The 13,014-nt window shown below is 65.7% G+C and carries 14 protein-coding genes; 10 read left to right on the top strand and 4 right to left on the bottom strand.

What is annotated here, in order from left to right; translation table 11 throughout:
* Positions 1 to 92 precede the first annotated feature (92 nt).
* The 4 genes from ACM42_RS05215 (at position 93) to ACM42_RS05200 (ending at position 3,141) form a co-directional block, all read left to right on the top strand.
* Positions 93 to 563, top strand: coding sequence for a chemotaxis protein CheW (locus ACM42_RS05215; protein WP_271526910.1), 471 nt, complete (start codon positions 93 to 95; stop codon positions 561 to 563).
* 71 nt (positions 564 to 634) lie between these two features.
* Positions 635 to 1,000 (top strand): response regulator, encoded by a 366-nt coding sequence (locus ACM42_RS05210; RefSeq protein WP_007600538.1) that lies wholly within the window; start codon positions 635 to 637, stop codon positions 998 to 1,000.
* Positions 1,001 to 1,075: 75 nt separating this feature from the next.
* Positions 1,076 to 2,272, top strand: coding sequence for a protein-glutamate methylesterase/protein-glutamine glutaminase (locus tag ACM42_RS05205; RefSeq protein ID WP_271526908.1), 1,197 nt, complete (start codon positions 1,076 to 1,078; stop codon positions 2,270 to 2,272).
* Positions 2,269 to 3,141, top strand: coding sequence for a CheR family methyltransferase (locus ACM42_RS05200; RefSeq protein WP_271526906.1), 873 nt, complete (start codon positions 2,269 to 2,271; stop codon positions 3,139 to 3,141). The genes ACM42_RS05205 and ACM42_RS05200 overlap by 4 nt, the downstream gene beginning before the upstream one ends.
* A 161-nt stretch (positions 3,142 to 3,302) precedes the next feature.
* Here the strand turns inward: ACM42_RS05200 and ACM42_RS05195 are convergent, their stop codons facing one another.
* The 4 genes from ACM42_RS05195 to ctrA all read right to left on the bottom strand — a co-directional run bounded on the left by ACM42_RS05195 (position 3,303) and on the right by ctrA (position 6,173).
* Positions 3,303 to 4,463, bottom strand: a complete 1,161-nt coding sequence (locus ACM42_RS05195) for a glutathionylspermidine synthase family protein (protein ID WP_271526905.1) — start codon at positions 4,461 to 4,463, stop codon at positions 3,303 to 3,305.
* A 3-nt stretch (positions 4,464 to 4,466) separates the two neighbouring features.
* Entirely contained in the window at positions 4,467 to 4,853 is a 387-nt protein-coding gene (locus tag ACM42_RS05190) for a hypothetical protein (RefSeq protein WP_271526904.1), read from the bottom strand.
* Position 4,854: 1 nt separating this feature from the next.
* The gene (locus tag ACM42_RS05185) at positions 4,855 to 5,259 is read right to left on the bottom strand and encodes a DUF350 domain-containing protein (RefSeq protein WP_271526903.1); all 405 of its coding nucleotides are present in this window, start codon (positions 5,257 to 5,259) and stop codon (positions 4,855 to 4,857) included.
* A 212-nt stretch (positions 5,260 to 5,471) separates the two neighbouring features.
* Positions 5,472 to 6,173 carry a response regulator transcription factor CtrA gene (gene ctrA / locus ACM42_RS05180; protein ID WP_008138878.1) on the bottom strand — a complete coding sequence of 234 codons (702 nt, stop codon included), beginning with the start codon at positions 6,171 to 6,173 and terminating at the stop codon, positions 5,472 to 5,474.
* A 420-nt stretch (positions 6,174 to 6,593) separates the two neighbouring features.
* Here ctrA and fliI point away from each other — a divergent pair, with 420 nt between their 5' ends.
* From fliI to ACM42_RS05150, 6 genes are all read left to right on the top strand, one after another.
* Positions 6,594 to 7,919 (top strand): flagellar protein export ATPase FliI, encoded by a 1,326-nt coding sequence (fliI, locus tag ACM42_RS05175; protein WP_239621572.1) that lies wholly within the window; start codon positions 6,594 to 6,596, stop codon positions 7,917 to 7,919.
* Between the two features lie 121 nt (positions 7,920 to 8,040).
* The gene (gene fliJ / locus ACM42_RS05170) at positions 8,041 to 8,460 is read left to right on the top strand and encodes a flagellar export protein FliJ (RefSeq protein WP_011084990.1); all 420 of its coding nucleotides are present in this window, start codon (positions 8,041 to 8,043) and stop codon (positions 8,458 to 8,460) included.
* Positions 8,461 to 8,777: 317 nt separating this feature from the next.
* The gene (locus tag ACM42_RS05165) at positions 8,778 to 9,323 is read left to right on the top strand and encodes a sigma-70 family RNA polymerase sigma factor (RefSeq protein WP_271526902.1); all 546 of its coding nucleotides are present in this window, start codon (positions 8,778 to 8,780) and stop codon (positions 9,321 to 9,323) included.
* A 36-nt stretch (positions 9,324 to 9,359) separates the two neighbouring features.
* Entirely contained in the window at positions 9,360 to 10,418 is a 1,059-nt protein-coding gene (locus tag ACM42_RS05160; protein WP_271526901.1) for an anti-sigma factor, read from the top strand.
* Between the two features lie 231 nt (positions 10,419 to 10,649).
* Positions 10,650 to 11,609, top strand: coding sequence for a helix-turn-helix transcriptional regulator (locus ACM42_RS05155; protein ID WP_271526900.1), 960 nt, complete (start codon positions 10,650 to 10,652; stop codon positions 11,607 to 11,609).
* 114 nt (positions 11,610 to 11,723) lie between these two features.
* Positions 11,724 to 12,944 carry an NAD(P)/FAD-dependent oxidoreductase gene (locus ACM42_RS05150; protein WP_271526899.1) on the top strand — a complete coding sequence of 407 codons (1,221 nt, stop codon included), beginning with the start codon at positions 11,724 to 11,726 and terminating at the stop codon, positions 12,942 to 12,944.
* The last annotated feature ends 70 nt before the right edge of the window (positions 12,945 to 13,014 follow it).

Below are 13,014 nucleotides of genomic sequence, written 5' to 3'. Positions count from 1 at the left end.
TGATCGCGGCGCTGAAGGAGCAGACCGCGGGCGCCGCCGGCGCTTCCGAGCTGAGCCGGGCCGCGGCCTAAGACAGGATCAGGAGACAAGCGATGACCAGCAAGACGCAAGTAAGCGAAGGCGCCATGGTCGAATACGTCACCGCGATGATCGGCGGCCAGCTGTTCGGCCTGCCGATCTCCCGCGTCCAGGACGTGTTCATGCCCGAGCGCGTCACCCGCGTTCCCCTGTCCTCGCGCGAGATCGCAGGGGTTCTGAACCTGCGCGGCCGCATCGTCACCGTGGTCGACATGCGCGCCCGTCTCGGCCTGCCCAAGGCCGAGGACGGCAAGGTGCCGATGGCGGTCGGCGTCGACCTGCGCGGCGAATCCTATGGCCTGCTGATCGACCAGATCGGCGAGGTGCTGCGCCTGCCCGAGGACGGCAAGGAGGAGAACCCCGTCAACCTCGACCCCCGCATGGCCAAGCTCGCCGGCGGCGTCCACCGCCTCGACGGCCAGCTCATGGTCGTCCTCGACGTCGATCGCGTCCTCGAGCTCGCACCCGAAATGATGGCGGCCTGATACGGCGGCATCGTCGCCGACGGACTTGCAATTGGAAGTGCCCCCGCAAAGGGGAGGAAGCAGAGGTTCACATGCGCACTTGTCTCGTCGTTGATGATTCCAGCGTCATCCGCAAGGTTGCGCGCCGGATCCTGGAGGGCCTCGACTTCCAGATCCTCGAAGCCGAGGACGGTGAGAAGGCGCTGGAGGCCTGCAAGCGCGGCCTGCCCGATGCGGTGCTGCTCGACTGGAACATGCCCGTCATGGACGGCTATGAGTTCCTCGGCCATCTCAGGCGCATGCCCGGCGGCGACCAGCCCAAGGTCGTGTTCTGCACCACCGAGAACGACGTCGCGCATATCGCGCGCGCGCTGCATGCCGGCGCCAACGAGTACATCATGAAGCCGTTCGACAAGGACATCGTGACGGCGAAATTCCAGGAAGTCGGCCTTATCTGAGCGATCGCCCGGAGGCTGAACGGATCCTTCGGCGCCTGCTTTCAACCATACCGTTTCAGTCTGAGTTGGTGAGTAATGAGTGTTGCGTTCGCAGGTAATTCGACCACGACGCCGTCGCGCGAAGCGGGGCCGCTGCGAGTGATGATCGTCGATGACTCCGTCGTCATCCGCGGTCTGATCTCGCGCTGGATCGGCGCCGAGCACGACATGGAGGTCGCGGCCTCGCTGCGCACCGGGCTCGAGGCGGTCAACCAGATCGAACGCATCAACCCTGACGTTGCCGTGCTCGACATCGAAATGCCCGAGCTCGACGGCCTCTCCGCGCTGCCGCAGCTGCTGGCGAAGAAGCGCGATCTCGTCATCATCATGGCCTCGACGCTGACCCGCCGCAACGCGGAGATCAGCTTCAAGGCGCTGTCGCTCGGCGCGGCCGACTACATCCCGAAGCCGGAATCGACGCGCGAGGCGTCCGCCGCGGACATCTTTCATCACGACCTGATCCAGAAGATCCGCCATCTCGGCGCGCGGCTGCGTCGCAAGGCTGCGGTTGCGAGCCCGCCGCTGGCGCCCGCAAGCCCGGCTCCGGCCGCGCGCGGTCCTGTTGCGCGGCCTGCCGCACCGACGCCCGCTCCGGCCGCGCATGCCCCGTCGTCAGGATCGCTGTCGACGCGTCCATTCTCGACCCAGGCGCCGAAGGTGCTGCTGATCGGCTCCTCGACCGGCGGTCCTCAGGCGCTGATGTCGCTCGTCGCCGAACTCGGCCCGGTGATCGACCGCTTCCCGGTGCTGATCACCCAGCACATGCCGCCGACCTTCACCACCATCCTTGCCGAGCATCTGGCGCGTTCGAGCCGTCGGCCGGCGAGCGAGGCAGTCGACGGCGAGCCGGTGAAGGCCGGACGGATTTACCTTGCGCCCGGCGGCAAGCATATGCGCGTCGTGCGCAGCGGCGCGGATGTCGCGATCTCGCTCGATGACGGGCCGGCCGTCAATTTCTGCAAACCCGCGGTCGATCCGCTCTTCACCTCGGCCATCGACGTCTGGCATGGCAATATCCTCTCCGTGATCCTGACGGGCATGGGCTCGGACGGCATGCGCGGCGGCAAGGACATCGTCGCCGCCGGCGGCAGCATCATCGCACAGGACGAAGCCTCCAGCGTGGTCTGGGGCATGCCGGGGGCGGCGGCCAATGCCGGCATCTGCGCGGCGATCCTGCCGCTCAATCAGATCGGCACCAAGGTCAATCGCCTGTTCGCGGGAGACCGCTCGTGACGCCGACGGATTACGACTACCTACGCAAGTTCCTGAAGGAGCGCTCCGGCCTCGATCTCTCGGCCGACAAGCAGTACCTGGTCGAGAGCCGGCTGCTGCCGCTCGCCCGCAAGGCAAGCCTTCCCGGCATCCCCGATCTCGTGCTGAAGATCAGGAATGGCGACGGCCGGCTTGCGACCGACGTGGTCGAAGCGATGACCACCAACGAGACTTTCTTCTACCGCGACAAGATTCCGTTCGACCATCTGCGCGACACCATCCTGCCGGGCCTGATCCAGGCGCGCGCGGCGCGCAAGAGCTTGCGCATCTGGTCGGCGGCCTCATCGACCGGGCAGGAGCCCTATTCGATCGCGATGTGCGTGAAGGAGATGGGCGCGGTTTTCGCCGGCTGGCGCATCGAGATTATCGCCACCGACCTGTCGCAGGAGGTGCTGGAGAAATCCAAGGCCGGCGTCTACAGCCAGTTCGAGGTGCAGCGCGGCCTGCCGATCCAGCACCTGATGAAGTACTTCACGCAAGTCGGCGAACTCTGGCAGCTCAATGCCGACATTCGCGCCATGGTGCAGTTCCGCCAGCTCAACCTGTTGCAGGACTTCTCCCATCTCGGCACGTTCGACGTGATCTTCTGCCGCAACGTGCTGATCTATTTCGATCAGGACACCAAGGCGGTGATCTTCGAGCGCATGGCGAAGGCGATGGAGCCCGACGCCACGCTGCTGCTTGGCGCTGCCGAGTCCGTCGTCGGCATCACTGACGCATTCCGCCCCATGACCGACCGTCGCGGTCTCTATCAGCTCAACCCGGTGTGGTCCGGCCGGGCGATGGGCGGATTGATGCCGCCGTCGTTGAAGATCGCCGCCGCACGGTGAATCTCTCCTCGTCATTCCGGGGCCGCGCGTAAGCGCGGAGTCCGGAATCCATAACCACAAGCCATCGAAATAGGCAGGCGGTTAGACGTGGGGCCGTTCGATCTGCCTGTGGTTATGGATTCCGGGCTCGCGACTTTGTCGCGCCCCGGAATGACGAGCCCTCACAAGATCGCATGCGGCAGAAACCGCGAGCGGTTGCCGGTGATCGGGCTCTCGTCCTCGCGGATCGAAAGGCCGCAGGGTTCGTGGTTCACCAGCCAGCTTCCCACCACCGGATAGAAGCCCGAAAAATTCGGAAGCGGTGACAATGCCTGGCGCACGAAACCTTCGGCGCCGTAGGGACCCGCCTGCTCGTCGAGCGGCATTCCGCCGGACACCAGCGTGACGTTGGCGCCTTCGCGCGACAGCAGCGGCTTGCGGACATAGGACGTTCCGAGCTCCGCGGCGCGCGGATCGTCCTCGAAGAAGGCCGGCAGCAGATTGGGATGGTTCGGAAACATCTCCCAGAGCAGCGGCAGGATGCCCTTGTTGGAGAGCACCGCCTTCCACGGCGGCTCGATCCAGCGCGTGGTTGCGTCCTTGAGCTTTGCACCGAACGCGTCCTGGAACATCCACTCCCAGGGATAGAGCTTGAAGGCCAACGCGATGTCGCCATCGTCGAGATCCACGAAGCCGCCGCCTTCGTCGCGCCAGCCGACCTCTTCGATGTCGAGCAGCCTGGTCGAGAGCCCGGCCTGACGCGCGGTGTCTTCGAGATAAGCGAGCGTGCCGGCGTCTTCCTCGTTGCCCGTGATGCCGGCGAGATGGACGTGGTGGCCGGCCGCGATCTCCTTCCACGCCGCGATCAGCCGCTCATGGATGGAGTTGAACTGATCGGCGCGCGATGGGATGATGCGCCGCTCGATCGCCTGTTCAAGCCAGGTCCATTGAAACACCGCGGCCTCGAAGATCGAGGTCGGCGTATCCGCATTGTATTCGAGCAACTTTGCCGGCGACTTGCCGTCGAACTTCAGGTCGAGCCGGCCGTAAAGGCTGCGGTCGTCGCGCTCCCAGCTCTCGGCGATCAGGCTCCAGAACGCTTCCGGTATCTTCAGGCGCCGCAGGTAGCGCTCGTCGCCGATGACGCGACCGGCGAGCTCCAGGCACATCGCGTCGATCTCGCCGGTCGGCGTCTCGATGCCGCGCTCGATCTCGTCGAGCCTGAAGCCGTAATAGGCGCTTTCGTCCCAATAGCGTTCGCCGTCGATGGTGTGGAAGACGAAACCGCATTGCGTTGCGGTCTCTCGCCAGTCGTCACGCTCGGGACAGGCGATGCGCTGCATGGATCAGCCGCCGCCGGAAAAGCCATGGCCGAAAGAGCCGAAGCCGCCGCGGCTCACGCTATGGGAGCCCGAGTCGGACGACGTTCCCGACGAGGAGTGGCTCGAGGAATCGCTGCTGAAGAAACTCGATCGCGACGACCAGCGCGAGCTGCTGCCGCCTGACGAACTGCTGCCGCTGCTGCTGCAGGTCGTCGTCGTCTGGCCCGGTACGGCGCCGGGAGAGGGCTCGCAAGTCTGCCGCGGCATCAGCGTGTAGGCGGTGGTGCCCACCGCGATCGTGCCCATCACGAGGAGGGCGACATGGCCCGAGCGCTTCACCGGCGGCCGCGGCGCTGTCTCGGCCACCGGCCGGCGCTTGCCGAACTCCTTTTTGGCAGGTCTGTCGGCCATGTCAGTAGATCATGCTGGCGGCGTTGAGCAGCCCCGCGGCGAGCGAGGACAGGCCGAGCCAGATCGCCGGGGCAAGCTCGCCGGCGGAGATCCGTTCGGACAGGTTGGGGACCGGGACCTTGACGAGGAAGAACACGATGACCTGCACGACCAGCGCGATCGTCGCCCAGATCAGGCAGTCCAGCACGTTGGCCGAATGCGCGATGGCGCTCACCAGCGGCGCCACGAAGCCGAGCAGGCTGAGCCCGAGCGCGATCGCCGCGGCCGGTTCGTTGTCGCGGATGAGCTGGAATTCGTTATGGGCCGTGATGCGGGTGTAGACGAACAGATAGGCCACGATCGCGATCAGCCCGGTGCAGAAATAGACCAGGAAGGCGGGCAGGCCGGCGAGTGATTGCAGGATCATCGTTCCCCCATCGTGCAGCGACCATTCGTCGGCAGGAGAAGGGTAGTGGTTCAAACGTTAGTGAGGGATGAAGTCGTATCAGCAGCGGTTGCTGCACCTCTTCCGCAAGCGGGAAAGGGAGAAGACGTCCCCAGAAACAAAAACCCCGCCATTCGCGGCGGGGTCCAGGCTGGGAGGAGCGAGCCCGGAGGCTCGCGACGTAACCCAGGAGATCAGGCGGGAATGCGCTCTTCGTGCTCGTGCGGCTCGCGCAGCACGTAGCCGCGGCCCCATACGGTCTCGATGAAGTTGCGGCCTTCGGAGGCGTTGGCGAGCTTCTTGCGGAGCTTGCAGATGAAGACGTCGATGATCTTCAGCTCCGGCTCGTCCATGCCGCCATAGAGATGGTTGAGGAACATTTCCTTGGTGAGGGTCGTGCCCTTGCGGAGCGAGAGGAGCTCCAGCATCTGATATTCCTTGCCGGTCAGATGCACGCGCTGGCCGCCGACTTCCACCGTCTTGGTGTCGAGGTTGACGACGAGGTCGCCGGTCTGGATGACCGACTGGGCATGGCCCTTGGAGCGGCGCACGATAGCGTGGATGCGGGCCACCAGCTCGTCCTTGTGGAAGGGCTTGGTCATGTAGTCGTCGGCGCCGACGCCGAGACCCTTGACCTTGTCCTCGATGCCGGCGAGGCCGGAGAGGATCAGAATCGGTGTCTTGATTTTGGAGACCCGGAGCTGCTTGAGCACGTCGTAGCCGGACATGTCGGGCAGATTGAGGTCGAGGAGAATAATGTCGTAATCGTATAGTTTACCGAGATCGACGCCTTCTTCCCCCAAATCGGTCGTGTAGACGTTGAAGCTCTCCGACTTCAGCATCAGCTCGATCGACTGCGCGACGGCGCTGTCATCTTCAATCAGCAAAACGCGCATGCCAGTTCCCCATAGTCGCCGCTCCTGGGCGTCAGGTCGGCCGCATTCGCGGCACTCAACAAAACGCCTTTGAACAACTGATTCGGATCCTGACGACAGATGGTTAACAAACTCTGATTCTGGAACGCAAGTCCCCACGGTGCAATTTTTGCCGAATCGCCCTAAGGTCTTGCGTATGAAGCAGCTTTCGTTACCCGATTCCGTTCAATCTCCACTTTAAGAGACGGGCCTAACCGACTCCCGCGACTCAGCCTTCTTCTGAAGGGGAGTCACGCTCAGTCACAAAGACAGTGACGCAATGATTAATGATGCGGGTAAACACGAGGTTAAGCGCCGTTCAGAAATGTGGCGAAACTTAAGGCTTTCACCGTGAAGAAGGCGACCACCTCATGAAGGCCCTGACATGAAGGCGCGCTCCCGATGAAGGCTCTTGCCGAACAGATCGGCGACATCGACGGCGTGAATATTTATGGCCGCGTGGTCGGCGTCCGCGGCCTGATGGTCGAGGTGGCCGGTCCGATTCACGCAATGTCGGTCGGCGCACGGCTCGTGATCGAGACCGGCGCCAACCGCACCATTCCCTGCGAAGTGATCGGCTTCTCCGGCAACAATGCTGTCGTGATGCCGTTCGCCGGCCTCGACGGCGTGCGCCGCGGCTGCAAGGCGGTCATTGCCAATGCGGCCAATCAGGTGCGGCCGTCCGCAGCCTGGCTCGGCCGCGTCGTCAACGCGCTGGGCGAGCCGATCGACGGCAAGGGGCCGCTGCCGCAAGGCTCTTCGCCGATGCCGTTCCGCAATACGCCGCCGCCGGCGCATTCGCGCAAGCGCGTCGGCGCGCCGCTGGATCTCGGCGTGCGCGCGATGAACACCTTCCTCACCTGCTGCCGCGGCCAGCGCATGGGCATCTTCGCGGGGTCCGGCGTCGGCAAGTCGGTGCTGCTCTCGATGCTCGCGCGCAACGTCGATGCCGCCGTCAGCGTCATCGGGCTGATCGGCGAACGCGGGCGCGAGGTCCAGGAATTCCTGCAGGACGATCTCGGCGAGGAGGGCCTCGCGCGTTCGGTCGTGGTGGTCGCCACCTCCGACGAGCCCGCGCTGATGCGCCGCCAGGCGGCCTATCTGACGCTCGCGATCGCCGAATATTTTCGCGACGAGGACAAGGACGTGCTCTGCCTGATGGACTCGGTGACGCGCTTTGCCATGGCCCAGCGCGAGATCGGCCTGTCCGCCGGCGAGCCGCCGACCGCCAAGGGCTATACGCCGACCGTCTTCACCGAGTTGCCGAAGCTCCTGGAGCGGGCCGGGCCGGGCCTCGGGGAGGGCGCCATCACCGCGATCTTCACGGTGCTGGTCGACGGCGACGACCATAATGAGCCGATCGCGGATGCAGTCCGCGGCATCCTCGACGGCCACATCGTGATGCAGCGCTCGATCGCCGAGCGCGGCCGTTACCCCGCGATCAACATCCTCAAATCCGTCTCGCGCACCATGCCGAAATCGGCGGATCCGCAGTTCTGGCCCGTCATCCAGCGGGCACGCCAGGTGATGGCGACCTACGCCGACATGGAGGAATTGATCCGGCTCGGCGCCTACCGGGCCGGCTCCAGCCCCGAGGTCGACGAGGCGATCCGGCTGCACGAGCCGCTGGAGGCCTTCCTGCGCCAGCGCAAGGACGAGAATGCATCCCTGGCGGACGGCTACCGCCAATTGGCGCAGATCCTCGGCAATTTGGAAACGGAACGCTAACTTTGTCAGGTCATCATCCGTCCCCACAGAGTAGCAGAGCCGGTCTTGGCCTCAATCGGGCCTGTGGGGCGACCGGTGCCGTCCCACGTGCAGCGGGGGGACTTCTGGGGAGTACGAGTCGATGAAGTCACGAGATACGCTTATCCGCCTGAAAAAGTTTCAGGTCGACGAGAAGCGCCGCCGGGTCACCCAGATCGAGACCATGATCGCCGATTTCCAGCGGATGTCGGTCGATCTCGAACGCGAGATCCAGACCGAGCAGGAGCGTGCCGGGATCAACGATCCCTCGCACTTCGCCTATCCGACCTATGCCAAGGCCGCGATCCAGCGCCGCGAGAACCTGACCCGTTCAGCCGATGAGCTGAAGGGCCAGCTCGACGAAGCCAAGGCCGCACTGGCCGAGGCTTTCGAAGAGTTGAAGAAGGTCGAGCTCCTCGACGAGCGCGACCAGGCCCGCGAACGCGCCGAGGAAAACGCCCGTGAGCAGGCCGACCTCGACAGCATCGGCCTGATGCGGGCCCGTATCGGCGCGGTAGCCTGAGCCGGCCGGCAGCCAGACCACGTTGGAATTTGCCAAACCCGGACCCGCAAGGTCCGGGTTTTCGTATGTGCTGTCCACAGCGGGGCACCGCGCCCCTTGGTGGTCGGCTTTGCCCCGCGCTATGGTGACCGCGATGAATGCTGTGCCAGCGACGGCGGCGTCCACCTCTCCTTTGGGAGAGGTCGGCGCGGAGCGGAGTGAGGGGGTCCGATCTCCCGTTAGCCCCGAGCCCCCTCACCCGGTTTGCTGTGCAAATCGACCTCGTCCCGTCGGGGCGAGGTGATGGCGAAGACGGCGCCGCGCCTTGGGGGGGCTGAATGTTGACGCCAGCGGAGCTGGTCGAGTTGATCGAGGCGGTGGCGAAGGGCGATCAGGCCGCGTTCGAGCGCCTCTACGCCGCCACGCGCGCGAAACTCTATGGCGTCGTGCTCCGTATCTTGCGCCGACAGGATCTCGCAGAGGAGGTCATCCAGGAGACCTACGTCAAGATCTGGAACAACGCCGGCCAGTTCAACTCGGCCTTGTCGTCGCCGATCACGTGGATGGCCTCGATCGCGCGCAACCGTGCAATCGACATCGTGCGCAAGAAGTCGGAAGTCTCCATCGAGGAAGAGCCTCAGGCGATGGAGGTCGCGGCCGAGAGTCCCGATCCGCTGGCGCGCCGCGAGATGACCGAGGAGCTGAAGCGGCTCCTGGAATGTATCGGCCGGCTCGAGCCGGACCGTCAGAGGCTCGTGCTTCTCGCCTACTACAACGGCTGGAGCCGCGAGCAATTGGCGGAGAAATTCGCCGCGCCGGTCAACACGGTGAAGACGTGGCTCCGGCGCAGCATGCTGGATATTCGGGAGTGCCTCGGGCTGTGATGGCCTGATGATGAGGATGGTTCTGGACCGCAATTGATGGCCTACACGGAGGATCATATCGCGCTCGCCGCGGAATACGCGCTCGGTACGCTCGACGCCGATGAGCGTGCGCAGGTCGAGGCCATGATGGCGGAGGACGAGGCGTTCGCCGATATCGTGCAGTCATGGTCCTATCGACTTGGCGCGCTCAACCAGATGGTCGGCTCGGTCGAGCCGCGTCCGGTCGTGTGGGAGAACATCAAGTCCGAAATCGCGCGCACCGCGCTTGCGCAGGAGCCGCCTGCACCTGCCGAAGCTTCGCCGCCGCCTGCGCCCATGCCGGACCTGCCCGCGGAGGAAGCTGCGACGTCGGAATCTTCCGCGGAGAACGGGCCCCCGCAGACATCGCATCCCGCCGCGGAGCAGCCCGGATCGTCGCGCCCCGAACCCGATGCCATCCCGGACATCGCGCCGCAATTCATTCCGCAGGTCCATGCTCCGGATATCAGTGTTTTGCGCGCACAGCTGGCGCCGGTCGTCGATGGTGACGTGATCCGCCTCGAGAGGCGCGTGAAGCGCTGGCGCAACATTGCATCCGCCGTCGGCGCGCTCGCGGCCGCGCTGCTCGTGGCGCTGTCGCTTCAGATATTCCTGCCTGATGCGCTGCCGGGCGTCTTGCGTCCTGCGCCCCGCATCCAGACGGTGGAGGTGAAGGCCCGGGCCGCGCCGCTCGCCGCCTCGGCGCAATATGTCGCGCTGCTGCAGGGCCAGGGCGGCGGCCCCGCCTTCATCCTCACCATCGACGGCGCGACGCGGAATTTCACGGTGCGGAAAGTCGGCGCGACGCCGGAGCCCGGCAAGAGCTTCGAACTCTGGCTGATCTCGGACAAGCTGCCGCGGCCGCGCTCGCTCGGCGTGATCGGCGCCGGTGATTTCACCGCGCGTCCGCTGCTCGCCTCCTACGATGCCGAGGTCGTCAACAGCGCCACCTTCGCCGTCACCGTCGAACAGGCCGGTGGCTCGCCGAACGGCCAGCCCACATCGGCGCCGGTGTTTTCCGGCAAGCTGATCGAGACCGTGCCGCCCACGCAGCCGCAGGCGCCCGCCCAAAAATAGGTGCCGTAGCCTGGATGAGCGAAGCGATATCCGGGACGTCCGTTCCCGCATGTCGCTACGCTCATGCGGGCTACGAACCAGAAGCGCGCGCCTTGTCGCCGCGGTCCATCCGGTCGTCGCATTTCGACAAGCCCGGCCAAATCCGCCCCCGATTTTGAACCTCCCCGCAAGCCGCGGCGTCAAATCCCCGGAATTTGAAGTCGGCGATGCCGGAGAGGGCGAGAGAATCAGATGGATGCAGCGAGAACGCCGGGCATCTTCCTTCACCAATATGCGGGGCTGCCGCACGGCCCGGCGTTCGAGGACTGGCGCGGGCGGGCCTTCGGTCGCTGCGGCCTCGACATCGGGCCGAGCCATGGCGACAGCATCGATTGCCGGCTCCAGGTCAGTGTCATCGACAACATCGTGCTCGCCATTCCGGAAGGCGCCTCCGCGCAATATTCCCGTACGCAGAGCCACCTCGCCGACGGCAGCGACGACCTCGTCCTGATCGCGGCGCATGCGGGGCTCGTCCGCGTCGGACAGAATGGGCATACCATGGAGCTCACGCCTGCCCAGATGGTGCTCGTCGACATGAGCAACACGGGCACCGTCGGCCACACCGACGAAGACCGCTTCACCACCATTCGCATGCCGCGCCGTGCGCTGCTCGACATCAATCCGCGCGCCGAGGACAAGCTCTCGCAGGTGCTCTGCGACGGCGCGGTTGCCGAGACCATCTTCCGCTACCATGCGCTCGCCGCCAACCACGCGCCGCATCTCGATGCGGTAGGCCAGCGCCTGACGGCGCAGCATATGGTCGATCTCGTCGGTCTCCTGCTCGGCACCGATGCGGAACATGCAAGCCGGGCACGCGGACGCGGGCAGGCGGCGGCTCGCCTCGATCTGATGCGCGCCGACGTGATGGCCGCACTCGGCCGCAACGATCTCTGTCTCGCCGAGGTCGCGACGCGCTCAGGGCTGAGCCCGCGCCAGGCACAGCGCCTGTTCGAGCAGGCCGGCACGACCTTCACCGAATTCGTGCTGGAGCAGCGCCTGCTCCAGGCGCGCAAGCTGCTCGGTGATCCCCGCGCCAGGGCGCGCAAGATCAGCGACATCGCGCATTCGTCCGGCTTCTCCGATCTGTCCTATTTCAATCGCGCCTTTCGCAAGCGCTTCGGGGCGACGCCGTCGGAACTGCGCGAGGCGTAAATCGCGATTTCGTGCGGCGGGGCCGGCGCTGCCGCATTTGGTCGACGCCGGCCGTTGAGCTAGTCTGTCCAGGCGGGGAGACCGCAGGATCCTCTGGAAGGTGCGCAGGCGGACATGGCGCGTATTGTCGTGCTCGGTGCCGGATTTGCAGGCCTGTGGGCGGCCATCGGCGCTGCGCGCAAGCGCGACGAGATCGGCGCGAGCGACCGCGACATCGAGATCCGTCTCGTCGACCGCAATCCCTATCACAATATCCGCGTGCGCAACTACGAGGCCGATCTCGGCGAGGTCGCGCTGCCGCTGCCGCAACTGCTCGATCCGATCGGTGTCAGCCACGGCCTCGGCGAGGTCGAGGCCATCGATCCGGTACGGCGCGAAATCTCGCTCGTCACCAGCAGCGGCGAGGAGACGCTGGGCTATGATCGCCTCGTGCTGGCGCTCGGCAGCGAGGTGATGCGCCCCGACATTCCCGGCCTTGCCGCGCACGCCTTCGACGTCGACACCTATGCCGCGGCGCTCCGCCTCGAAGAACATCTGGTTTCGCTTGGACGCAGCGCGCCGTCTCCGGGACGTTCAACGGTGGTGGTGGTCGGCGCCGGGTTCACCGGCATCGAGGTCGCAGCCGAGATGCCTGACCGGTTGGCGCGTGCGGGCATCACCGGCAGCCGCCACATCGTCCTGGTCGATCCCAATCCAGCGGTCGGCGCCACGATCGGCGCGCCCGCGCGTCCGGTCGTCGAGACGGCCCTGGCTTCGCTCGACATCGAGACGCGGCTCGGTGTGCGTGTCGTGTCGATCGAGGCTGCTGGCATGCGCCTGAACTCGGGCGAGTTCATTCCGGCGCAGACGGTGATCTGGTGTGCGGGCATGCGTGCAAGCCCCTTGGCCGCGAACTTTCCCGGCGCACGCGATCGTCTCGGGCGCCTTCTGGTCGATCCCTTGATGCGGGTTGCGGATGTCGGCGGCGTGTTCGCGGCGGGCGACGTTGCCTCGAGCGTGATCGACGGGTTGCATCCGACCGTGATGTCCTGTCAGTTCGCCCGCCCCATGGGCCGCTTCGCCGGCCACAACGTGGTGGCCGATCTCGTCGGCCTGCCCATGCTGCCGCTGCGGATCGACTGGTACGTCACCGTGCTCGATCTCGGCGGCTGGGGTGCGCTCTATACGGAGGGGTGGGATCGCGAGGTCCGTGCCACCGGCGCGGCCGCAAAGGCGACCAAGCAGACCATCAACCGCAAGCGGATCTATCCGCCGCTGACCGGGAGTAAGGACGAGCTGTTCGCTGCCGCAGCGCCGACGGTGCAGGCACCGCCGCCGACTTATGGGGGGCGGTGATGCAAGCTCGCTTCAATGACCGTGTGGTGATTGCTCGCGCCAAATGATCGGCGTCATCGTCCGCGACGGC

It is taken from the genome of Bradyrhizobium sp. CCBAU 25338 (assembly GCF_028128965.1).
Classification (GTDB): Bacteria; Pseudomonadota; Alphaproteobacteria; order Rhizobiales; family Xanthobacteraceae; genus Bradyrhizobium; species Bradyrhizobium liaoningense.
This window is presented reverse-complemented; position numbering and strand designations above follow the sequence as displayed.